Below are 19119 nucleotides of genomic sequence, written 5' to 3'. Positions count from 1 at the left end.
GCGCACCCGCTTTCATGCGGGTGTCATTTCCGGCGATCGCCTAAAAACCGGACTGCCGACGGGCAGTCCGGGGGCAGGTCCGCATCATGACCACGACCCTCGACCGGACCGCGCCCCGCGACCTCGCCACACAGCTCCCGGCACGCTTGTCCCTCACCCCGAAGACCACCCTCGCCGGCCAGCTGGACGGCGCCTGGTGGCCCTACTCCCGCGACCTCGAAGCCGAGCTCCCACCGCTCGCCGCCGCCCTGCAGGAACCCTGGGGCCGCGTCACGCGCGTCACAGTGAACCCGATGCGCTGGCCTGGCGTGCCGCGCACGGTTGCCGTGGACGGGCACAAGATGCACGTGGGCTGGTTCACTGAACAGGACCCCGACAAGCTCATCCTGCTCTCCTACACCGTGGGCCGCTGGGACCTCCTCGTCATCCCGCCCGAGACCGCGCCCGCCGCCGCGGCCCGCCTGATGGCGGCTGCCGCGATCCCCGGCAGCGTCCTCACCGCAGGCGTCCTGATGGCCAACGAAGCCGTCAGCGGGCGCGGCATCCGCGACGCTCTGCGTCGGGAAGCCACCTGGGAGGGCGAGGGCGGCGCCTGCATGTCCCCCTTCGGGACACCGATGGGACGAAGCGTCCTGTCGCTGTCCGGAAGCACCTGGAGGTGAGCGATATGGAGACCCTCGTCCTCGTCGCGCTGAGCATCCTGGCAACCGGCATCGGAATGTACTGGATCCACCTGCTGAACGCCCAGCACGATGCGCGGATCGCGGCCTACCACTTCAGCGATCCCCTGCCGAGACCTCCCGGCCTGCCGGACGACACCGGTCGTCGAGCCCACCGCACGGATGCCGACCGGTGAGGAACAGACCTTCCTGTGACCGGGGGCAGCGGGCGGGGCGCCACGGCGCCCCCACCCGCCGGCTTCTCGCCCACTCCGGCGAGATCTGAGAGCCCCGGGCCCGGAGCCCACCCCCGCACAAGAGAGGACGCGGTCATGGCCACACTGCGGGAACGCAAGACCTACCGCGACCAGGTGCTCCGGGTCCTGTACGAAGCTGTCGAAGGCAACCGCCTCCTCGGTATCACCGGGGCGCAACTGCGGCGCGACCTCCACGTACCGGAACAGGACCTGGCCGCCGCTTGCACCTACCTGGCGGGCGAAGGCCTGATCACCGTCGACTGGGAACCGGGCAACACCCCCGCGATGGTCACCCTCACCCACGAGGGAATCCGGCACATGGAATCCGAGGAGGAGGAAGAGCACGGCTGAATCCTCTCGTTTATCTCTGCTGGTTGATGAGGCCGGCGTAGTGGCCGAGATTCCGCTCGATCTCGTCGAGACCGATCTCGGCGATGGCCTTCCCGAGCTGTGGCACGCGTGCCTGGAATCCCGGCCAGTTGACGGACTGCGCGAACTCCGCCCAGGACGCGCGCAGGTCGGCCACCGGCGGCAGGGTCGACCGGTTGATCTGAGCCCTGGCGCCCAGCACGGACGCCTTGTCGAAGGACGCGATGCGCGCCGCGACACCGCCCACGAAGGCGTCGAGTTCGGCGTCGGGCACGGCCCGGGTCACCCAGCCGTACTGTTCGGCGCGCTCGGCGTCGTAGTCCTGGCTGGTGAGGATCGCTTCGAGCGCGCGGTCCCGTCCCAGTAGCCGGGCCAGACGGTCGCTGCCGCCACCGCCCGGGACGATGCCGATCGCGACCTCGGGCTGGCAGAAGAAGGCTTCCTCGCGGCTGGCGTAGCGCAGGTCGAAGGCCAGGGTGATCTCGTCCCCTCCGCCCCGTGTGCGTCCGCGGATGGAGGCGATGCTGATGAACGGGGCACTGGTCAGGCGGGTGACGAGTTCGACCCATCTCGGGGTCCCGTCCGCGGCGTTCAGCGCCAGGAGTTCGGGCACCTGGCCGAGATCGGCGTGGTTGAAGAAGTATCCGGGCGTGCCGCTGTCGAAGACGACGACCTGAACCTGTTCGTCCCGGCTCAACTCGTCGACGACGTCGATCAGTTGGACGACGGTGTCCGCGCCGACGACGTTCACCGGCGGATTGGTGAAGGTGACCCTGCGGATCTTCGGCGCCACGGTCTCGATCTTGAACATGCTGTGCTGGGTCATGCCGTGCTCCAGTGCTGAGGGGGGATGCGTGCCGGGGGAGGGGGCTCGTTGCGGTCGGCGTTCGTCGGGCCGGTGAGGACGCTGGTCCCCTGGATGGATGCAGTCGTCGGCGTGGGGGAGGAGGGAAGGTGAGCCGTCACGAGCGTCGCTGTGGGTCATGCCGCCGGCGTCGCGAACGGGCTGCTCACCGGCCGTCAGGCGCTGCCTTCCGGGTGCCGGCTCCGCCGACTTCCTGTGCACCGGCGAGAGCGCGCAGTGCATGTACGCCGACGGCTGCGCCGAGGATCCGGCGCAGCCGCTCGTGCGGCAGACGGTCCGCGGAGTCCGGAGACGATGGCGTCGTGGGTGTGGCCGCCGGCCGGCGGTCCCCGTGCTCTCGGTGCCGGCGACCGCCTCGCCGCGGAGGTGCTGTCAGCGGTCGAGGAAGGTGTTCACCTCGGTGCCGAACTGGACGGCGTACTGGTAGAGGAAGCCGTGGCCGGCGTCCGGGTAGATGTGCAGCCGGGCGTTGGGGAGGTATTTGGCCAGCAGGTGGGAGTTCTTGGCGGGCATGAGGATGTCGCTCTCGCCGTCGGCGACCAGGACGGGCTGGAAGAGGGCATTCAGGCGGACGAACTTGGACCTGTCGGGGATGCCCCACTCGGACCACGCGGTGAGCTGGCGGTCGCGGGTGGCGAGGCCGGAGGGGGCGTCGGGGTCGGTGGTGCGCTGCCCGAGGCGCCGCAGGAACTCGCCTCCCGCGGCCTGGCTTGAGGCGGTGTGCTTGAAGAACAGGAAGAGGTAGTCCTCGGGGCCGGGGTTGTCCTTCAGGGTCCGCTGCAGGATGTTGGGGTCGGATGCGCGCTGGTCCACTCCTCCCTGGGGGCCGGTGGCGGCCAGGACGACGCGGCGGACCTGCCAGGGGCGGCGCAGGGCGACCTCCTGGGCGACCTCGCCGCCCAGGGAGAAGCCGAGCACGTCGTAGCGGGGCAGCTTGAGGGCGTCGATGAAGTCGATAGCGTCCAGGGCCATCTGCTGGACGGTGCTGGCGGTGGTGCCGGTGGAGCCGCCGACGCCGACGTTGTCCACGAGGATGACCTCGCGCTTGGCGGCGATGGTGTCGATGAGCTTGGGGTCCCAGCTGTCGAGAGTGCCGCGGAAGTGCTGCAGGAAGACCAGGGGGACACTGCCGGCGCTGGGGTGGCCGAAGCGGCGGTACTGGTAGGTGACGCCGCCTGCGGCCTTGACCCGCAGGTTGGGGGCAGTGCTCGCGCTCTGCGCGTGCTGCGTCTGAGCGGCCGAGTGCCGTGTGCCACTGGGGCTGCTGCTCACGGCATTGGCCATGCTCGGTGCCGTGGCGGCGACGGCCCCGACGACCGACACGCCGGCCAGCGCCAGCGCGGTCCGCCGGGAGATACGGGTACGTCGATTGATGGAAGACATGTCAATTCCTTGAGTCGGGCCGGATGACTCCCCGGCGCGTTGAACCTGCCGCGCGCTCCGCGTTCGGATGTTCTGCGGGGTGCGGGGAGTGGAGTTATTGCTGACCCGGCGACTTCGTCGAGCCGGGCCGGCCGCCGTAGGGATGTGAAGGCCCCGAGGGGTCCGGTGACCTTCCGTCCGGATCCGGAGGGGAGGTCATGGCCTGCGCGCGTGTGGGGGAGCTGGGAGCGACGACGCCGGTGAGAGGGGGCGGAGAAGGAACTCCCGCATGATCGACATGTCCCGAACCTAGGTATCGGTGGTGTCGTCGGAAACCATCCCGGGCGCCCGGCGGGGTCATCCGCCAGGACGAACCAGTCCGCTCTCGTAGGCCACGACGACGGCCTCTATCCGGTCGCGGACGCGAAGTTTGGCGAGGATGCGGGCCACGTGGGTCTTGACCGTGGTCTCGCCGAGGAACAGTTTCCCGGCGATCTCCGCGTTGTTGAGCCCGCGGGCGACCAGGCCCAGCACCTCACGCTCCCGGCCGGAGAGCACGTCGAGGCGTTGGTCGGCGAGGGGAGCGGCGGCGCCCGTGACGTACCGGTCGATCAGCCGCCGTGTCACCGAGGGGGCGATCACCGCATCGCCGCGCAGCACGCCGCGGACGGCGAGGAGCAGCTCGGCGGTCGGTGTGTCCTTGAGGAGGAAGCCGCTCGCCCCCGCACGCAGGGCCGCGTAGGCGTACTCGTCCCGGTCACAGGCGGTGAGGACAAGCACGCGCGTGTCGGGCAGGGCGGCGTGCACTTGCGCGGTGGCCGAGATGCCGTCCAGGCGCGGCAGCCGCACATCCATGAGGACGAGGTCCGGGCGCAGCGTGAGTGCCTGCGCCACAGCCGTCTCGCCGTCCCCGGCTTCGCCGACGACTGTGAGATCCAACTGGCCGTCCACCACCGTGCGCAGTCCGGTCCGCATCAACTCCTGGGCGTCACAGACCAATACGCCGGCCTGCGTCATGGCGTTCCGCCCCCGGGCCGGGCCACCTGCTCCCGCACGCCACGGCTTGGCGGCTCAGCGGTGAGCGCCCGGCGAACGCCCCGGTCGGCTCCGGTGACGACGGCAGTGCTGGCGTGCATGCCCATGGAATCCTCCCGGCGAATGGGGTGAACAGGGTGCATGAGAAAGGCGCGCTGCTCTCACCGAACGGCCTGCCGATGTTCCCTGCCGACGGGCAGGCCCGCCGCGGGCGCCGTAGGTCAGATGTTCCCGTCAGCGAGCTGAGGGGCTGATGAGCTCGGCCTCGCACGCGCGTCACCCGCCGGACGGCGCTCTTCGGACATGGCCAGGGCGACGACGATCGCGGCGGCGATGACGGCCGCCAGGTACGCCGGGGCCGTCGTCGTGAGGGCGCAGCCGATGACCAGGGGGGACAGCGCGAGCAGCCGTGACCAGAGCAGGTCGTCGAACAGGGTTGCCCCGTGCCAGGTCTGCGCGCCGATGTAGAGGGACGGCCCGCCGAACAGCAGGAGGCTGGTGGTGATGCCGGCGTGCTCGACGGGGTGTGCGATGACGCGTTCGTCGGCCACGGCCACGGCGATCAACCCGGCGACAGAGGCCATGAGGCTGATGACGCCGCTGCGTCCGGCCCGCATCGGGTCCTCGGACCGCTCGTAGTGCCGTACGACGCGCTCGGAGTGGCTGAAGAACAGCCAGAACAGCGCGACCGTGCCGGTGAGCGCGACACTGCTGGTCAGCAGGGTCATCGGCTGGTACGGCGCGGTGGTGAGGGCGGTGCCGGTGGTCATGACCGTCTCGCCGAACGCGATGATCACGAACAGGCGTCCGCGCTCCAGCAGGTGGCCCCCGGCGAAGGTGACCTCGCGGGAGTCCAGTCTGCGGCCGGGCAGGGGATGCGCCGCCCAGGTGCCCACCAGCTCGACCAGGATCGCCGCCGCCCACCACGCCAGCCGCGCGCCGCCGTCGACCGCGGCCCCGGTCACCCACAAGGGGGCGGGGGCGGCGAACCAGACCAGGACGCGGCGGAAATGCTCCTGGTTGACGGGATCGAGGCCGACGGTGAGCAGCCATACCGTCCGGCCGAGGTGAATCAGCAGGAAGGCGGCGACGAAGACCCACCCGGCGTCGCCGAAGGCTCGCGGGATCGCGGCGTTCATGAACAGCCCCGCGAATATGACCGCCAGCAGCATCCGCTGGGTCCGCGGGTCCTCGGCCGGGACGAGGGTGACCGCCCAGGTGGTGTACGCCCACGCCGCGTAGACGGCGAGGTAGAGCACGAGCGTCTGAGCGGCGCCGGTCCACGTCGGGTGGACCAGCAGCTGATGCGAGAGCTGACCGATGGCGAAGACGTAGACCAGGTCGAAGAACAACTCCAGCGGGGTGACCTCCCGGCGTGCCGGAACGCTGGTCAACTCCACGACGAATCTCCTAGTTGGACGGATTCACGGCGGTGCTCAGTCGGCGAGGAAGGCCGTCACCTGGGCCGCGAAGTCCTTGGCGTGCTGGAAGAGGAAGGCGTGGCCGGCGTCGCTGTAGGCGACGAGGGTGGCGTCGGTGGCGTGCTGGACGGCGGTGTACGAGGCCAGGGCGGGGATCATCGCGTCCCGCATGCCGGTCGCGTACAGGACGGGCTGCTTGATGCTCGCCAGGTCCGCTCGCACCTGCTCGAAGGGGATCGACGCGTCCTTAGCGATCGCGGCGATCTGACCCAGGGCCGCCGCCTCGGACACGTCGGGGAGCCCGGTGGCCAGCCGTGTGGCCACCCTGGCGAGGTGTGCGTGCCCGGCGGTGCGTCCGGTGTCCGTCTCGGGGAAGAACAGGAACACCAGGTCGTCCCCGGTGGTCTCGGGCTTGGCCATGGTGGCCCGCACCTTCGGGTCCGGGTCGGGAGCGCCGGGCACCGTGCCGCCGGGGTTGGCGGCCGCCACGACCAGCTTGCGCACGAGATCGGGCCGAAGGCGGGCGATGTGCTGGGCGACGGTGCCGCCCAGCGTCCAGCCGAGCAGGTCCACCTGGGGCAGACGGAGAGCCTCGATGAACTCGACGGTGCCGTCGGCCATCCCCTCGACCGAGTCGCGCGGGGTGCCGGTGGTGTAGCCGGTGCCGACGTTGTCGAACACGATCACGTCATGGCTGGCGGCGAGGTGGTCCAGGAACTCCGGGTCCCACCAGTCGAGGGTCCCCCGGACCCGGTTCAGCAGGACCAGCGGGACACCGCCCCGCGGGCCGATGCGCCGGTAGGTGAACGTCGCGGAGGGTCCTTCCACGGTGAGGTCCTCGGCCGCGTCTGCAATGTATGTGCTCATGGCGGGGTTCGCTCTCCTGTCGATGTGTCGTGGAGGTCTTCTGGGAGTCGTCAGGCGGGCAGGTGGTTGAGCTTGCGCAGCTGCTGGTCGAACATGCGGGAGGGGACCATGCGGCGCATGGTGCGGACGCGTCCGGTCATGGCGCCGGCGGTGTAGCGCAGCTTGGGCTTGGCGTCGGTGGCCGCCGCGACGATCTCCTTGGCGACGACGGCGGGGTCGTCGCCGCCCTTGACCGCGCCAGCCATGTACTCCTCGAAGGCGAGCCGCCGCTTGGCGTAGACGTCCAGGGGCTGGTCGGGCCGCACGCTGGCCGCGTCGATCGCGGTGTTGGTCCAGGCGGGTTCGACGAGCAAGGACCGTACGCCGTACTCGCGCACCTCGTGGTCGACGGACTCCGAGTAGCCCTCGACAGCGTGCTTGGAGGCGGCGTACACCGCCATGTAGGGCTGCGGCATGAAGCCGACGATGGAGGAGATGTTGATGATCCGTCCGCTGCGCTGGGCGCGCATGTGCGGCAGGACGGCGTTGGTCATGCGGATGACGCCGAAGACGTTGATGTCGAACAGGCCCTGCGCCTGCGCGGCGGAGGACTCCTCGGCGGCGCCCGCCGAGCCGATACCCGCGTTGTTGACCAGGACGTCGATCCGCCCGAACCGGTCGATCACCTCTCCGACCGCGTCGGTCACCGAATCATCGCTGGTCACGTCGAGGCCGAGGAAGCTCACGCCCTTCACGGGGGTGACGTGCGCGGTGTTGCGGCTGGTGCCGACCACGTCGTAGCCCGCCGCGGCCAGCGCGAGGGCGGCCGCCTTTCCGATGCCGGAGGACGCACCCGTCACGAGGGCTACCGGTCGTGTTGTCGTCGCCATTTCGAACTCCTGACTCATGGGATCGCGTGTGCGATGCCGCGGAGAGGTCGCTTCCGGCGACCCTCAATCGGTTTCATCAATGTATCAGCTTCTGAAGTAGAGGCAACATTGAAGCATCAATTAATGGGATACTCGTAGCGCTCGCGTATCCTCTATAAAGGACCAGGTAGCGAACGACCAGACAGGAGACAGACATGGGCCGAGCACTGCGGGCAGATGCCGAGCGCAGTGTGCGCGCGATTCTGGAGGCGGCCGAGCGGGTCCTCGCCCAGGACGCCGGCGCTTCCATGGAGCAGATCGCCGAGGCGGCGGGGCTGACAAGGATCACGGTGCACCGCCGGTTCGCGAACCGGCAGGCGCTGCTCGAGGCGCTCGCCGTCTCCGCGAAGCAGCAGCTCATCGACGCCATCGAGGAAGCCCGGCCCGACTCCGCTCCCGCGCTCGTGGCGCTGTACCGGGTGACCGCAAACGTGATGCAGGTCAAGAACACCTGGCGGTACACCCTCAGCCACGCCACGGCCCACACCGCCGCCGCAGCCGCACTCTGGGAGGAGATCGACGCCCACACCGTCCAACTCCTTCACCGGGCACAGCGCGAGGGGCTTCTCGCCCCGGACGCGGACCTGGAGTGGACGCGGCAGGTGTACTACGCCCTCCTCAGCGAAGCCCTCAACAGGCCCGGCGCAGAGAAGGATCCAGCTGCCCAGGACCCGGATGCACAGGCCACACTCGTCATCGACACACTCCTGCACGGCGCAGGACCACGCGGCTGAGCCACAACCGCTCGGTACGACGTGCTCGGCGAACGCACCGCAGACGAAGAGCCCGAGCGCGGTGCCGATGGCGCTGAACGCGAGGACGGTGCCCACGGCGCGGCCCTGGCGGTCGTCTTGGAAGTAGGCGGTGACGACGGCCAGGGGGGAAGATGAAGGCCGCGGCGGCGCCCTGGACGACCCGGCTGGCGATCAGCCAGCCCTCGTTCTGGGCGGCGGCGCACACCAGCGACAGTACGGCGAAGCCCACCAGCCCCGACAACCAGGACCCGGCGTCCGGTGCAGTGGCGGGAGGGCTCCCGGCCCGGCACCGGTCACTCGGGCCGCAAGCGGATGCACGCCCGCTTCGTGGCCCTGCGTATCCGGCCTTGCCCAGCACCGGGGGCGAGCCAACCCCCACTGACGCCGCACGTTGACCTCGCCAAGGCTGTGGCCGACCAGCACGGTGTCGGCGGCCGGGGATGCGTCCGTCTCGGCGGCCAGCCTCTTCGTGAGTGATGTGGCCTCATGCCCGTTGTATGGCAAGGCTCCCCGCAGAGCGGAGCGGGCACGGCGCTGGTTTCCATCTCTGATCTTGCGTGGGTATCCCCGGCTTCAGCCGGGGAGGGAAACGCATCCTAGGCCCGGGGGCGCGAAGCGCCGGAGTTCGCTGCGTTGTCAGTGGCCTTCGCTAGGTTGATCACACAGGGAGCGAAGGGGGGTGGGCCGGATGATCCGTGCGTACAAGTTCCTTTTGCGGCCCACCGTCCGCCAGGTGCAGGCCCTCGGCGAGATGCTGCGCGATCACTGCTCGCTCTATGACGGCGCGTTGCAGGAACGCCGCGACGCCTACCGGCAGGTCTCGAAGACCAGCATCAGGTACGGGATGCAGTCCGCGCAGCTCAAGGAGATCCGGGCGTTCGATCCGGAACGGCAGGGCCGCTGGTCGTTCTCCTCGCAGCAGGCCACGCTTCGCCGTCTGGACAAGGCGTTCGCCGGGTTCTTCCGTCGGGTCAAGTCCGGTGAGGCGCCCGGTTATCCGCGTTTTCGTGGTGCGATGTGGTTCAACACGGTGGCTTCTCCAAGGACGGTGACGGCTGCCGGTGGGACTCCACCCCGCACGACCCGGTGACCCGTGTCCGTTTTCAGGGTGTCGGGCACGTCAAGGTCCACCAGCACCGGCCGGTGGTCGGCAAGGTCAAGACCGTGTCGGTCAAGCGTGAGGGCAGGCGCTGGTACGTCATCCTCACCGCCGAGCAGCCGCAGCCCGAACCGCTGCCCGCGACCGGCAGTGTGATCGGCATCGACCTGGGCATAGCCAACTTCCTCGCCGACTCAAACGGCGAGTTCGTGCCCAACCCGCGTCACGGACGCAAGGCTGCTGCGAGGCTCGAAGCCGCGCAGCAGGCCCTCGCCCGGTTCCCGCGGGTGCGCCGCGACCAGCGCACCGCCCACCACCGCCGTGCCGTCGAGAAGGTCGCCGACCTGCACCGCAAAGTCCGGCGCCAACGGCTCGATCACGCACACAAAACCGCCCTCGGCCTGGTCCGTGCGCACGACGTCATCGCGCACGAAGACCTCAAGATCCGCACCATGGTCAAGGCCCCCAAGCCGCAGCCCGACCCCGACCAGCCGGGCGGCTTCCTGCCCAACGGGGCCGCAGCGAAGGCCGGGCTCAACCAGTCGATCTCGGATGCCGGATGGGGGGTGTTCCTGACGATCCTGCACGCCAAGGCTGAGAGCGCCGGACGGGAAGTGATCGCTGTGGACCCCCGCAACACCTCCCGGACCTGCCCCGCATGCGGGCACGTCGCAGCGGAGAACCGGCCCACCCAGGAGAAGTTCCACTGCCTCTCGTGCGGCCACCAGGCACACGCGGACACCGTGGGCGCCCTCAACGTTCTACGGGCCGGGCTGGCCCGTCGCGACGCCCCACCGGCATAGCGAGAAGCCCCGGTGTCCACGCCGAGGAGGAGTCACGTGTTGTTGAGGCCTATGGGAACCGAGCGGAACCGTGCCTGCCCGAACATCATCGCCATCCCATTACGCGCTGAGCGCGTCGACCGCGATCTACCGTCGCAACCAGGCCGTCGTGCGGCGGTTTCCGGCGATGTGCTATTCGTGTGCCGAGGCCTGCTCCTGGAGGAGGGCGGTGACCTGGTTGACGTCGTTGAAGATGCTGAGGAAGCTCTGGAGGTCCGGGCTGCTGGCGCCGTTGACGCCGACGAAGAAGGTCAACAGGCGGCCGTCGTCGGTCTGCAGGTAGCCGGCCTCGTTCTGGGCTGCGACCGTGAGCTGCTGATTCAGCTGGTCGTCACCCAGAATGGTGCCGGGCTTGGCGAAGACCTTGCCCTTGGCCGGGCAGTTCGTTGTGCAGGAGATCCCGTTCGAGCCGTCGACGCCGAGGATCGGGAGCAGCCTGCGGAAGGCCTTGGCGTCGGGGGTGTGCAGCCAGTAGGTGAGGAGCTCGACGAGGCCGTTCGGGGTGACCCGCTCGGGCGGCGTGCCGCCGCGCCCGTCGGAGAGCTGGAACTGGGTTGGGTCGATGTGCGCGACGTTGGTGAGGAAGTCGTGCTCGATCGGGAACGCGTCGAAGCAGTTCTTGCTGCCGCGTGCGACGGCCATGTTGCACAGGGCCAGGTTGGCACCGAGGTTGTGGCTGACCTTGAGGATCAGCTTGGCGTACTGGCTGTACGGCGGGGAGACGTACGCGGCGACGCGGGGGTTGTGGCGGTAGGAGGCGGGCAGCTGCTTTTGCGGGTTGGGGCCGGTGGGCGGCGCGGTGACGGTGACGCCGGTGCGGGCGAGGGCCTCGATCAGCGCGGTGCGGCCGAAGGCGTTCGGGTCCTGGATGTCGGAGATCTGCAGCAGTGGCTGCGAGCCGGCGGCGATGGTGCCGGAGAGGCGGATGCGGGTGCCGTCGGGCGAGGCAGTCACCTTGACGGAGGTCGTCCCGCCCCGGGAGACCGTCCGGACGCTGGAGGTGACGTTGTACGGCGCGACCTTCGGGCGCCAGAACAGGTTGGCCTTCTGCCCGGGCCTGGTCGGGGTGGTCAGCAGGTCGATCAGGTTGTCGTTGAGGATCAGCGGGGTGGGCTGCGGGTCCAGCGCCGGGAGCCTGAACAGGCGGGGGTCGATGATGACGTTGCCGTCGACCCTGGTGATACCGGCGTCGCGGATCTGCCGGGCGATCGCGTTGATGCCGGCGAGCGGGTTCTCAGGGGTGAGGGTGGCGCCAGGAATCGCGGCCTCGGTGTGGTCGATATTCGTGTAGTCCACCGAGCCGTCGGGCTTGGTGCGCCCGCCCATGGTCAGGTCGCCCTGGGCGACCAGAGCCAGGTTCCCGTGCAGCGTCGACCCGGTGCGGGTTCCGGTCGCCATGACGGGGGTGGTGAAGCGGTGGTTCGGGCCGAGGGTGCGCCAGGCGGTCGAGAGGGTGACCAGCTTGACCGTCGAGCCGGGGACGAAGAACTGGTTCGCGAACCGGGAGTGGATCACCCGGCCGCTCGCCGGGTCAGTCTCCAGCACGCCCCACTGCGCGTGCTCGTAGCCGGGCTTGTGCATGATCGCCTCGATGGCGGGCCCGAGGTCGTCGTCGTGTGCCGCCGCCGGGGGGCCGGCGGCGGCCGTCCCCGCCAAAACCGCGAGTGTCGCACCAGCAGCGGCCCAGGTCCGCAGTCGGCCACAGATCATCGGTCTCACGCGTTCCGCCATTTCTGGAGTCGAAGAAGCCAAGTCGAAGAAGCCCACATGCCGCGGGCCCGCATCGCACGGGCCCGACTCGCCGGGGCGCTCCTGGCGGCAGCGTATGAACACCAACCGCGCACGTTCCGCTGCACGGCGCCGTGCTGACAGCGTGTGGGAGGAACTTCATCCGGTCGGTCGATCGCCGATGCGTGCTCGCCGTGGACAAGCGGCTCGAGCTGGCGCCTGTGGAGCTGGCCACCGTCCTGGGCAACGGCAGAGTCGACCAAGCCCCCGGACTTGCGGCCACGGCCGGGCGCTTCGCCGACGACGATCTGCTCTCGATCCTGGGACACATCGCCGACAGCAAGCCCGCCGGCGAGGTCGTCCGCGCGGACGAAGCCCACTCCGTCCAGAACGGAACCATCGGCTGGCAGGCCCTGGGCCAGTAGGCAACGGCCCCAGGACAGTTGAAACCCAGCCGGGCTGGGTCAGTCGCCGATGAACCACAGATACAGGTGCGTCCCGCGCTCGACGACCTGGCACAACTCGTGGGCCTGAGCGACCCATTCACCACCACAGGCGGCTGGAAGCCGGTCGAGTTCCGCCAGCAGCTGCGGCATCTGCCGCTGGTTGAACACCGCGTCCCCATACGGGGTCAGGGCGAAAAGCATCGGAAATTCTGAGGGGGCCAGGCCCGCGAAGACATTTGTCCACTCCACCCCGGCCTCGGCGCGAGCCACGACGTCCCCGAGATCACCACGCACCGCCAGATTAATCACCCACCGAGCCTATCGACGCCCACTCCGACCAGCGAAGGAATTTACGACCGTGACGTTTCCCCAGGCCCCGGCCCTGTCCGAGGAGTTGGACAGGCTGATGCGCCGGATGCGCTTGCCCTACATGCGTCAAGCCGCCCCCGACGTGCTGGCCACCGCCCGCGCGCAACGCCGGGATCCCGCCGAGGTCCTGCGGCTGCTGATAGCTGAGGAGGTCACCGGCCGCGACGCCGCCACGCGGCGTCTTCGCTGGCACTCGGCGAACTTCCCGACCGGCAAGACCCTCGGCTCCTGGCGGGCCGAGGACTCCACCATCCCCGAACCCACGCAGAACTCCCTGACCACCCTGGAATGGATGGGCCGCGCCGAGAACCTGGTGATCGCCGGCCCGAGCGGCACAGGGAAAAGTCACTTCACCGAGAGCCTGGCCCGGGCCGCGATCGAGAAGGACATGCGGGTGTCCTGGTTCACTCTGGAGATCGCTTCCAGCCTCGCGAGTCCAGTACATCGGGTAGGCGGCGGCCGTCAGACGCTCCACCGCTTCGATCACCGGAGGATGCAGCAGCAGTGCGGACTCATGACTGCATCTCGCGGTCGCGTGCATGGCCGCTGCCCGCAGCTCCTGCCCGTCATCACTCTCACGCCAGTCCACGCCTTCGGTCTGGGCTTTCGCCAGCGGGATGGCGATCGCGTTCACCCTGCTCAGAAGGTCGTGAATGGCCGTGTGTACGGCGCGGAGCCCCTCACGTTCAAACGCCACTCGCTCCAGCTGAGCGGCCTGCTGACGCTCCGCGGTACGAACGTCCCGCGGGTTCTGCGCCGTCCAGCGGTTACGCCACAGCTCAAGCAGGAAGCTCGCGAAGAAGCCGAAGACAAGCGTGACCAGGGGCAGCAGCACGTCGACCATGCCGCAACCCTCCCCGTCCCAGAACGATGTGTCCACGGGCCGATCAGAGCTGGCACGGATGTCCTGTTGCATTCCGTGTGGCAGGAAGCGAGGCCCTGACCTGCGGGGCTGCCAGATAGTTGGGGAATGCGACGTGGTGTCGTTCTCAGACGAGTTGGCTTTCGCGGAAGTCGGCGATGGGCCGCCCTAAACGAGGATCTGTTCGCGGGCCTGGGTGGCGGAGATGAGCCCGGCCAGGGAGGTGCGGGTTTCCGATAGCGCGGAGATCCGGTCGTCCAGACCCTCGAGGTGTGCTTGGAGGGTCTCCAGCTTGCATCCGGCGACCGTGCCGTCTTGGCGAATGCACGGCTGTAGGTCGCGGATGACGCGGGTCGGCAGACCGGCGTCCAGCAGCGCGCGAATGCGCCGAACCACGGTGGGGGCGCTGTCGCCGTAACGGCGGTGGCCGCTGTCGAGGCGGTAGGACTCCAGGAGGCCCTGCTCCTCGTAGTACCGCAACAGCCGGACGGAGGTGCCCGTTGCGGCGGCGAGCTCGCCGATCTTCATGTGGTGCTCCCCACATCCCCTTGAACCTCACACTGGTGTGAGATCTTAGCGTGAGGGCCATGACGAACACAGATCGCCCCATAGCCCTCTACGGTTTCCTGAGCCCCAGGCCGGAGTACGCGGACGAGGTCCGGCGCATCCTCTCCTCTTTCGTGGAACCCACCCGGCAAGAGCCCGGCAACCTGCAGTACCACCTCCACGAGCATGAGGACGGCCGCTTCTTCCTGTACGAGGTCTGGCGCTCCCAGGAAGACCTGGACCGGCACAACGCGACGCCCCCACTGCGCGCCTTCCTGGAGAATCTGTTGACCTTCCTGGAGGAAGCCCCGGAGGGCTACTTCGACACCATGCTCAGCCCGTACCCCGAGGCCGAACCGGTTCCGGCCTGAGGCGGATGCCTACGACCGGCCCCGCGTGGCGAACAGGGCGGAGCAGGGCTCAAACCCCACGATCGAAGCAAGATCCAATACGAATCGGCCACCGTGGACGCGAAGGACTGCGAACGCGCCAACTGAAGTGCGACGGGACAACGGAGATGGATTTGATCTCCACGGCATCAAGGGACAGGTTCAGCGCCAGACTGGCCAACTGAAGAGCACAGTGGCCAACTGAGGCGCTGACTGCCCTGTGCCACTGAAGATTGAACGAGTGTCATCGAGTCTGAGTGGTCTGTGTCACTCGTGGTCGCCGAGGGACGGTCACGAGTACCCAGGTCAACGACCAGATCGCATCGGGAAACAGCGGCGCTCTGTCGCATCGCCAGGTGTTGGAGTGCCAAGGGCTCATTCAGCCCACATCCCGAGCCGCTCGGCCAGGAAGGCGATGATCTCGTTCCGGGCCTGCATGGTGGGGTGACCGTCCTGGTCGACGAGGTGTGCCGTGACGACGCTGTGGGCGCAACCGACGATGTCACGGAAGAAGGGCGGAGGGTTCGTGTTCGCCGTCTCGGCTTTGAGTACGCGGCCGTCGAATGCGTCCCCGAGCAGCGCTCGGTAAGCCGCGAACCGCTGACCAGTGCACCACCTGTCGTTGTCGAAGCGGTAGGCGAGAACCTTCAATCCCTCTCGCGCTACGCGTTCAGCCACGGCAGCAGCGTCTTCGTCGCTGATCTCCAGACCGCCGGGATCGTCCAGCGGAAGCGACGGATGGTTGACCACTGGTGCGATGACAGCCGGTTCGAGCGCCATGGTCAAGGCGAAGTTGCCGGTAAAACACAGACCGACGGCGCCGACGCCAGGCCCGCCACGCTCGGCATGCGCCAGGCGGGCGAGGCCGCGCAGCCATGTGACGACGGGGCTGGTGCCGCCACCGGCGAAGGCTCGGAACTCGGCGCTGACGCAGGCGCGTCGAACGACGGTCTCGCGTGCCTCGGCGAGCGGATAGGCACCGTCGACGCCGAAAAGAGAGGGCAGGTACACGGAGAAGCCGGCATCACGCACCCACCGCGCGAACCGCGCGACGTCGGGGCTGATACCCGGCATCTCGGGCATGAGGATGACTGCCGGTCCTGACCCGGCAACGTACACGGTCTTGTCGACGTCATCGACGCTGACGGCTCTCCGTGAGAAGTCGTCCAAGGGGTCGCTCTGTCCTCGCATGATTGTCATGACCGAGATGATGACGAGCGGCCGCCCTTCTGAGAAGCGGCGGCATCGCCACGTATCACGGTAATATCGCCACCAGTTCGAAGGTGCCGGAGGGGCCACATGAGTCCGCTGCGCGTTGGTGTGCTGGCCTACCCCGGCTGCTTCGCGTCGGAGGTATTCGGCGTCCCTGACCTCCTGGCAATGGCAACTCACGTCGCCGCGGCACAAGGGTCGGTTCAACCGGCCTACGAGACGTCGGTCATCTCGCCCCGGCGTCGTGTGATCGCGTCCGGCGGCTCGGTCCTCGACGTCTCGGCGGTTCGCCCGGTGGACGTCCTGATCGTGCCGGGATTCGAGCTTTCGCCCACGCTCGATCTCGACGCGACACTCGCAAACCTGGGACCGGAAACAGCGTCTATTCGATCGCAGGCGGCCTCGGGGACCGCTGTCGTATCGATCTGCGTGGGCGCCTTTCTGGTCGCTGAAGCCGGGCTGCTCGACGGGCGCCAAGCGACCACGTCCTGGTTGTTCGCGGATCGGTTCGCCCGCCGGTACGCCGACGTGCGCCTCCGCCCGGAGAGCTTGGTCGTGACCGACCGGGGGGTGACGACCACAGCGGCCTTCAGTGCCATGTACGACTTCGCCCTGCAGTTCATCCGCGAGCACGACGGCCCCCGCGTCGCCCGTAGCACCGCGCGTATCGCGCTTGTTGATGATGCGCGTTCCACGCAGGCTCCCTATGCCGACCTGGGACTCATACCCACTGTGGGCAGGGAGTTCTCGCTCAGCGTCAAGCGGTGGCTCGACCAGAACCTCAGCGCTCGCTATGACCTGCCCACCCTCGCCCAGGAGTTCCACGTAAGCACGAGAACCATGCTCCGCCGCTTCGGCGACGAAGCCGGCGAGACGCCACTCGCGTACCTGCAGACGGTCCGGGTGCGTCGAGCCAGACACCTGCTGGAGACGACCGACAGGACCGTCGCGAGCATCGCCGCCGACGTCGGGTACGGCGACCCTGGGGCGTTCAGCGGCATCTTTGTCAGACATACCGGCCAGCGTCCGAGGGAGTACCGCGCGATATTCCATCGTCGCGGCGACCACCACGAGTCAACCCGACGAACGGAGACTTGAGACCCGCCCGCGACGGCAACAGGCCCCCCTCAAGACCGGGCCAAAGTGCAGGCCTCCGCGAGCCCACAACCCCTACCCCTGGCACACCAGTAGGGGCGCCGGGCTGGCCGGGTGCGCTATTCTTGATCTTGAGCTGGTCACCGGAACTCCTGGTGCCTGGTGTTGCGTTGGTGGTCCAAGGAAAGACGCCCCGCTTCCTGCGGGGAGATGCAGGTGCAAGGCCTGCCCGGCGCTCGGTGAGCCCCATCCCGCCCTGAGGCGGGGTGGGGCTCGTTGTGTTGTCGGGCCGCCGCCACTCTTCCGGACTGCGATGCCGGTGCGCCTTCGCGCCGTACCGCCAGTGCTGCTCGCCTGCCTGCTGCTGGCGGGCTGTTCCCCCGATTCGATTGAACGCTCCTGGTCGTGGATCACGAGGGCGCGCAGGCACTGCCGCGACCACGAACGCCTCCCCGAGATGGGTGAATCGCTGATCACCTGGGCGGCCATCACCTTGATGAGCCGACGCCTCACCCGCTGCAAGGCCCGTCCCGCCGAACGCCGCGACATCGCCCACGGCTACGTGATGCCCGAAGCCGCCTGACCGCTCAGCCGCTTTCCGCTGCAGTGCCGCGGCCGGGCAGCACAAGCAACCAGCCCTGTCGACTCTGCGCCGCGACCTTCACTCGCACGGGCGAACCGTCGCGCCGGTGAACGTTCCTGCACCTGCCCTCCCTCCTACCGTGGTGGGGCGTTGTCCCAGTCCCCGGCGACGGTCCGACGACCGCGAACCCTCCTACGACGGGGGCCACACGCCGGGAACCGCCATGGACCTCCAGGGCACGAATGCAGCGCCAGGGCAGCGTGACGACGACTCCGCGCCGGGAGGGCCGCAGGCCCCGTTCCGGCATGCGCGCAGCTACCTCGACCACGGCATCACCGTGGTCGAGCTCCACGGCGCCATCGACCTGAGCACTGTCCCCGAAGTCCGCGCGCATGCCGACGCGGCCACGGCCGGGCAGGGCGCACAGGTGATCGTGGACCTGCGGCCGGTGGAATTCCTCGACTGCGCGACCCTCGGTCTGCTCTGCCGGGCACGGCGCAGGGCCCTGGAACGAGGCGGCCACCTGGCACTGGTCTGTGTCCGTCCCTGGCACCTGCGGATCCTCAAAGCCGCCGGCCTCAGCGAGCTCTTCGCCCCACTCGCCACAGTCCAGGACGCCCTCCACCACACACGCTGAACCTGCCAACAGCCCCTGCCCGCACAGAAGTCAGGGGCCAGCCGATGGCGGATGCCACGGCCCAATCACCGGCTGTCCCGCACCCTGCCCGCCTTCTAAGCTGTTCGGACAGACAGCCAGGTTTCCCCGTGTCGCGGGAATCTGGCTGAGGCCCCCAGACCCCGGGCCCGGAGCGACCACCACACCACAGGGGAAACCGGCGTCCCGATCCCGCGAACGGTCCGCGGACCCCGGTCGCTCGTCCTCCGCCGGTTCGAGTGGGGCGAACTCCCGCTCGCCCCACATGCCGGGAGGACGATCCCACGCGAGGATCCCGCGCCCTTGGGGGGCCACGCGGATCCTCGCGTCGGCGGCCGCCGACGTTGTCGCCGACCAGGGCGGCGGCCGCCGGTCGGGCGGCGGCCGCGTGCCCTGCGTGACGGATGTCTCCCGCACCGTCCCTACCGAGCACCCCCTCATGACAGCCCGGAGGCGTGGAAATCCGGGAACTGTACTGCCTGTTCTGAGGGACGACCGGGCCTGTTGGCCTCCGCGGGAGTGAAGGCGGGCCCGGCACTGGGGACCGCAGGCTCACTCTGCTGCGGATTGAAGCCTCAACCACCACACCCGACCGGCACGGGGAGACTGCACTTCAAACCTATCCCCACCCCGGCAGCAAAGCTCCAGGGATACCAAAACTGGTACACACCATCGCAAGACCCCCTTCTGATCCGGGTTCAGACACAGACACTCAGAACCTCGTGACATGAGTCGGATCGACGCAGCTGTCATCGAAAGCAAGGACGCGCCCATCGAGCCCTGAGAGGATTGGTC

Annotated in this window: 19 protein-coding genes and 2 pseudogenes; 11 read left to right on the top strand and 10 right to left on the bottom strand. The window is 68.8% G+C overall.

Going from position 1 to position 19119, the window contains the following annotated elements:
* Positions 1-86: 86 nt before the first annotated feature.
* The 3 genes from AB5J56_RS02050 (at position 87) to AB5J56_RS02040 (ending at position 1267) form a co-directional block, all read left to right on the top strand.
* Positions 87-662, top strand: a complete 576-nt coding sequence (locus AB5J56_RS02050) for a DUF5994 family protein (RefSeq protein ID WP_369229393.1) — start codon at positions 87-89, stop codon at positions 660-662.
* Between the two features lie 5 nt (positions 663-667).
* Positions 668-856, top strand: coding sequence for a hypothetical protein (locus tag AB5J56_RS02045; RefSeq protein ID WP_369229391.1), 189 nt, complete (start codon positions 668-670; stop codon positions 854-856).
* A 135-nt stretch (positions 857-991) separates the two neighbouring features.
* On the top strand, positions 992-1267 hold the full coding sequence (locus tag AB5J56_RS02040; protein ID WP_369229389.1) for a hypothetical protein: 276 nt from the start codon (positions 992-994) through the stop codon (positions 1265-1267).
* A gap of 10 nt (positions 1268-1277) precedes the next feature.
* Here the strand turns inward: AB5J56_RS02040 and AB5J56_RS02035 are convergent, their stop codons facing one another.
* The 6 genes from AB5J56_RS02035 to AB5J56_RS02010 form a co-directional block, all read right to left on the bottom strand.
* Positions 1278-2111, bottom strand: a complete 834-nt coding sequence (locus tag AB5J56_RS02035; protein ID WP_369229387.1) for an enoyl-CoA hydratase/isomerase family protein — start codon at positions 2109-2111, stop codon at positions 1278-1280.
* Between the two features lie 411 nt (positions 2112-2522).
* Positions 2523-3533, bottom strand: a complete 1011-nt coding sequence (locus AB5J56_RS02030) for an alpha/beta fold hydrolase (protein WP_369229385.1) — start codon at positions 3531-3533, stop codon at positions 2523-2525.
* A 336-nt stretch (positions 3534-3869) separates the two neighbouring features.
* Positions 3870-4529 (bottom strand): response regulator, encoded by a 660-nt coding sequence (locus AB5J56_RS02025; RefSeq protein ID WP_369229383.1) that lies wholly within the window; start codon positions 4527-4529, stop codon positions 3870-3872.
* A gap of 239 nt (positions 4530-4768) precedes the next feature.
* Positions 4769-5947, bottom strand: a complete 1179-nt coding sequence (locus AB5J56_RS02020) for a low temperature requirement protein A (RefSeq protein ID WP_369229381.1) — start codon at positions 5945-5947, stop codon at positions 4769-4771.
* A 36-nt stretch (positions 5948-5983) separates the two neighbouring features.
* A complete protein-coding gene (locus AB5J56_RS02015) occupies positions 5984-6835 on the bottom strand; it encodes an alpha/beta fold hydrolase (protein ID WP_369229379.1) in 852 nt (283 codons plus the stop codon).
* A 50-nt stretch (positions 6836-6885) separates the two neighbouring features.
* The gene (locus AB5J56_RS02010; protein ID WP_369229377.1) at positions 6886-7704 is read right to left on the bottom strand and encodes an oxidoreductase; all 819 of its coding nucleotides are present in this window, start codon (positions 7702-7704) and stop codon (positions 6886-6888) included.
* Between the two features lie 194 nt (positions 7705-7898).
* On the opposite strand from AB5J56_RS02010, the gene AB5J56_RS02005 reads away from it, so the two are divergent.
* Together AB5J56_RS02005 and AB5J56_RS02000 are read left to right on the top strand one after the other, a co-directional pair.
* Positions 7899-8477 (top strand): TetR/AcrR family transcriptional regulator, encoded by a 579-nt coding sequence (locus AB5J56_RS02005; protein WP_369229376.1) that lies wholly within the window; start codon positions 7899-7901, stop codon positions 8475-8477.
* A 709-nt stretch (positions 8478-9186) separates the two neighbouring features.
* A pseudogene (locus tag AB5J56_RS02000) lies at positions 9187-10400 on the top strand (RNA-guided endonuclease InsQ/TnpB family protein).
* A 171-nt stretch (positions 10401-10571) separates the two neighbouring features.
* Here the strand turns inward: AB5J56_RS02000 and dacB are convergent.
* The gene (gene dacB, locus AB5J56_RS01995) at positions 10572-12095 is read right to left on the bottom strand and encodes a D-alanyl-D-alanine carboxypeptidase/D-alanyl-D-alanine-endopeptidase (RefSeq protein WP_369229373.1); all 1524 of its coding nucleotides are present in this window, start codon (positions 12093-12095) and stop codon (positions 10572-10574) included.
* Between the two features lie 266 nt (positions 12096-12361).
* Here dacB and AB5J56_RS01990 point away from each other — a divergent pair, with 266 nt between their 5' ends.
* Positions 12362-12592 (top strand): hypothetical protein, encoded by a 231-nt coding sequence (locus AB5J56_RS01990; RefSeq protein ID WP_369229371.1) that lies wholly within the window; start codon positions 12362-12364, stop codon positions 12590-12592.
* Positions 12593-12631: 39 nt separating this feature from the next.
* On the opposite strand, the gene AB5J56_RS01985 is transcribed toward AB5J56_RS01990, so the two are convergent.
* Complete coding sequence (locus tag AB5J56_RS01985) at positions 12632-12922, bottom strand: hypothetical protein (protein ID WP_369229369.1); 291 nt, start codon at positions 12920-12922, stop codon at positions 12632-12634.
* Positions 12923-12971: 49 nt separating this feature from the next.
* Between AB5J56_RS01985 and AB5J56_RS01980 the strand changes: the two genes are divergently transcribed.
* Entirely contained in the window at positions 12972-13925 is a 954-nt protein-coding gene (locus AB5J56_RS01980) for an ATP-binding protein (protein ID WP_369229367.1), read from the top strand.
* Between the two features lie 87 nt (positions 13926-14012).
* Here the strand turns inward: AB5J56_RS01980 and AB5J56_RS01975 are convergent, their stop codons facing one another.
* Positions 14013-14372 carry a MerR family transcriptional regulator gene (locus AB5J56_RS01975; protein WP_369229365.1) on the bottom strand — a complete coding sequence of 120 codons (360 nt, stop codon included), beginning with the start codon at positions 14370-14372 and terminating at the stop codon, positions 14013-14015.
* Positions 14373-14431: 59 nt separating this feature from the next.
* On the opposite strand from AB5J56_RS01975, the gene AB5J56_RS01970 reads away from it, so the two are divergent.
* The gene (locus tag AB5J56_RS01970; RefSeq protein ID WP_369229363.1) at positions 14432-14761 is read left to right on the top strand and encodes a putative quinol monooxygenase; all 330 of its coding nucleotides are present in this window, start codon (positions 14432-14434) and stop codon (positions 14759-14761) included.
* A gap of 393 nt (positions 14762-15154) precedes the next feature.
* On the opposite strand, the gene AB5J56_RS01965 is transcribed toward AB5J56_RS01970, so the two are convergent.
* Entirely contained in the window at positions 15155-15979 is an 825-nt protein-coding gene (locus AB5J56_RS01965) for a dienelactone hydrolase family protein (protein WP_369229361.1), read from the bottom strand.
* A gap of 99 nt (positions 15980-16078) precedes the next feature.
* Here AB5J56_RS01965 and AB5J56_RS01960 point away from each other — a divergent pair, with 99 nt between their 5' ends.
* The 3 genes and pseudogenes from AB5J56_RS01960 to AB5J56_RS01950 all read left to right on the top strand — a co-directional run bounded on the left by AB5J56_RS01960 (position 16079) and on the right by AB5J56_RS01950 (position 18306).
* Entirely contained in the window at positions 16079-17089 is a 1011-nt protein-coding gene (locus AB5J56_RS01960) for a GlxA family transcriptional regulator (RefSeq protein WP_369229359.1), read from the top strand.
* Between the two features lie 385 nt (positions 17090-17474).
* Positions 17475-17603 (top strand): annotated as a pseudogene (locus tag AB5J56_RS01955) (IS5/IS1182 family transposase); the annotation flags it as partial.
* 289 nt (positions 17604-17892) lie between these two features.
* The gene (locus tag AB5J56_RS01950) at positions 17893-18306 is read left to right on the top strand and encodes an STAS domain-containing protein (protein WP_369229357.1); all 414 of its coding nucleotides are present in this window, start codon (positions 17893-17895) and stop codon (positions 18304-18306) included.
* Positions 18307-19119: the final 813 nt, after the last annotated feature.

Source organism: Streptomyces sp. R21, assembly GCF_041051975.1.
Taxonomy (GTDB): Bacteria; Actinomycetota; Actinomycetes; order Streptomycetales; family Streptomycetaceae; genus Streptomyces.
The sequence above is the reverse complement of the archived record's forward strand: the minus strand, read 5'-3'. Positions and strand labels throughout refer to the sequence as shown.

Coding starts and splice junctions, on each gene's coding strand:
- AB5J56_RS02050 (WP_369229393.1), top strand. CDS start 87: ATGACCACGACCCTCGACCGGACCGCGCCCCGCGACCTCGCCACACAG.
- AB5J56_RS02045 (WP_369229391.1), top strand. CDS start 668: ATGGAGACCCTCGTCCTCGTCGCGCTGAGCATCCTGGCAACCGGCATC.
- AB5J56_RS02040 (WP_369229389.1), top strand. CDS start 992: ATGGCCACACTGCGGGAACGCAAGACCTACCGCGACCAGGTGCTCCGG.
- AB5J56_RS02035 (WP_369229387.1), bottom strand. CDS start 2,111: ATGACCCAGCACAGCATGTTCAAGATCGAGACCGTGGCGCCGAAGATC.
- AB5J56_RS02030 (WP_369229385.1), bottom strand. CDS start 3,533: ATGTCTTCCATCAATCGACGTACCCGTATCTCCCGGCGGACCGCGCTG.
- AB5J56_RS02025 (WP_369229383.1), bottom strand. CDS start 4,529: ATGACGCAGGCCGGCGTATTGGTCTGTGACGCCCAGGAGTTGATGCGG.
- AB5J56_RS02015 (WP_369229379.1), bottom strand. CDS start 6,835: ATGAGCACATACATTGCAGACGCGGCCGAGGACCTCACCGTGGAAGGA.
- AB5J56_RS02010 (WP_369229377.1), bottom strand. CDS start 7,704: ATGGCGACGACAACACGACCGGTAGCCCTCGTGACGGGTGCGTCCTCC.
- AB5J56_RS02005 (WP_369229376.1), top strand. CDS start 7,899: ATGGGCCGAGCACTGCGGGCAGATGCCGAGCGCAGTGTGCGCGCGATT.
- AB5J56_RS01975 (WP_369229365.1), bottom strand. CDS start 14,372: ATGAAGATCGGCGAGCTCGCCGCCGCAACGGGCACCTCCGTCCGGCTG.
- AB5J56_RS01970 (WP_369229363.1), top strand. CDS start 14,432: ATGACGAACACAGATCGCCCCATAGCCCTCTACGGTTTCCTGAGCCCC.
- AB5J56_RS01965 (WP_369229361.1), bottom strand. CDS start 15,979: ATGACAATCATGCGAGGACAGAGCGACCCCTTGGACGACTTCTCACGG.
- AB5J56_RS01960 (WP_369229359.1), top strand. CDS start 16,079: ATGAGTCCGCTGCGCGTTGGTGTGCTGGCCTACCCCGGCTGCTTCGCG.
- AB5J56_RS01950 (WP_369229357.1), top strand. CDS start 17,893: ATGGACCTCCAGGGCACGAATGCAGCGCCAGGGCAGCGTGACGACGAC.